General features: G+C 65.1%; 2 protein-coding genes. Both read left to right on the top strand.

The window, feature by feature from the left end:
* Position 1: 1 nt before the first annotated feature.
* Positions 2-709 carry a 3-hydroxyacyl-CoA dehydrogenase family protein gene (locus ACFWF3_RS34925; protein ID WP_379318360.1) on the top strand — a complete coding sequence of 236 codons (708 nt, stop codon included), beginning with the start codon at positions 2-4 and terminating at the stop codon, positions 707-709.
* Between the two features lie 44 nt (positions 710-753).
* Complete coding sequence (locus ACFWF3_RS34920) at positions 754-1,611, top strand: hypothetical protein (RefSeq protein WP_379318358.1); 858 nt, start codon at positions 754-756, stop codon at positions 1,609-1,611.
* Positions 1,612-1,712: the final 101 nt, after the last annotated feature.

Here is a 1,712-nt window from a genome sequence, read left to right as displayed (position 1 = left end):
GCTGCCCGAGGTGGCCGATACGGTGCCCGACGGCAAGCCGGGCACCGCGGAGTATGTGCCCGATCAGGCGATCGGCGTGAAGGGCGCGTGGCTGGTGGTCGAGGCGGTGCCGGAGATCCTCGACCTGAAGAAGAAGGTCTTCGCCCAGCTCGACGCCGATGCCGATGCCGACGCGATCGTCGCCTCGAACTCGTCGTCGTACGCGAGCCGGTTGTTCACCGAGGGCTTGAAGACCAACGACCGGATGCTCAACACCCACTTCTATATGCCGCCGCAGTCGACGGTGCTCGACGTGATGTCGGACGGTCAGACCTCGCAGGACGTCCTCGACTTCGTCCTGAAGACCTTCCCGGAGTACGGCCTGCACCCGTACCTGGTGCGCAAGGAGTCGACCGGCTTCATCTTCAACCGCATCTGGGCCGCCATCAAGCGCGAGTCGCTCGAGGTGGTTCACGAGGGTGTGTCGATTCCCCATGATGTCGACGAGATGTTCATGCGGAATTTCGGCACCAAGGCGGGTCCGTTCCGGATGATGGACCAGGTGGGTCTGGATGTGGTGCTCGATATCGAGGAGCACTACGAGCAGGAGAACCCGAACCTGCCGAAGGGCCCGGTCGAGCTGCTGAAGAAATATGTCGACGCGGGCAAACTCGGGGTGAAGACGGGTGCGGGTTTCTACGACGACTACCCGAAGCCGAAGCAGGGCTGAGCCCCATGACCGAGATAGTCGCTCTAGATCTCGAAGCAGCTGCGATGCACGCTATTTCGCTCGACGGCAAACACGTGCGCACCGTGGTCGACGGTCTCGATCGTTTTCCCGACGGTGTCGTCGTCGACAAATTGCGTGGCCATATCTATTGGACCAACATGGGCACCCCCGACGCGCGTCCGGAGCCGGGCGTCGAACCGGAGTTCTTCTCCCGCAACGGTTCCATCGAACGGGTCGACCTCGACGGCGGCAACCGCACCACGATCGTCCCGATCGGCGCCTTCACCACCGGCAAACAGCTCGCCGCCGATGTCGAAGGGGGCAGGCTGTATTGGTGTGATCGCGAGGGCATGCAGGTTCTCACCTGTGATCTGAACGGTGACGACCTGCACGCCCTCGTGGTGACCGGCGAGGGCGATGCCGACGCCTCCCTCCCGCGCAACTGGTGCGTCGGCATCTGCCTCGACCTCGACCGCCGCCTGCTCTACTGGACGCAGAAGGGCGCGGCCAAGGGCGGCGAGGGCCGGATCTTCCGCACTCGGATGGATCTGCCCCCCGGTGCGGATCCTGCCGCCCGCACCGATATCGAGCTGCTCTGGGAGAACCTGCCCGAGCCGATCGATGTCGAACTCCACGGTCTCGGCGATCTCGTCTGGACCGACCGCGGTGCCGCCCCCCACGGCAACGCGCTGTACGAGGCCAAGGTCCAGCCGGAGGTCGGGACCCCGGCGATCATCTCCACCGGCTACCGCGAGGCGATCGGCGTCACCGGTTTCGATTCCCGCTTCTATGTGAGCGATCTCGGCGGCACGATCCGCCTGGTCGACATCGGCACCGGTACCGATACCGACCTGGTCCGTATCGGCAGCCCGCTCACGGGTATCGCCCTGGCCGACCTGTAGCGCCGCGGGTGCCGGCCGCGGGGGGGGGCCCCCGCCCCGGGTCGTATAAAAAAAAAACAACCCCCCCCACAAGTAACAATAGGGGATGGAGGGGTGGGGGT

The sequence above is a fragment of the Nocardia sp. NPDC060220 genome (genome assembly GCF_042727815.1).
Classification (GTDB): Bacteria; Actinomycetota; Actinomycetes; order Mycobacteriales; family Mycobacteriaceae; genus Nocardia.
Note: the sequence above shows the minus strand (reverse complement) of the source record. Positions and strands in the feature narration are given on the sequence as shown.

Bases quoted from the DNA above. Each gene is read 5' to 3' on its own strand.
- ACFWF3_RS34920 (WP_379318358.1), top strand. From the start codon at position 754: ATGCACGCTATTTCGCTCGACGGCAAACACGTGCGCACCGTGGTCGAC.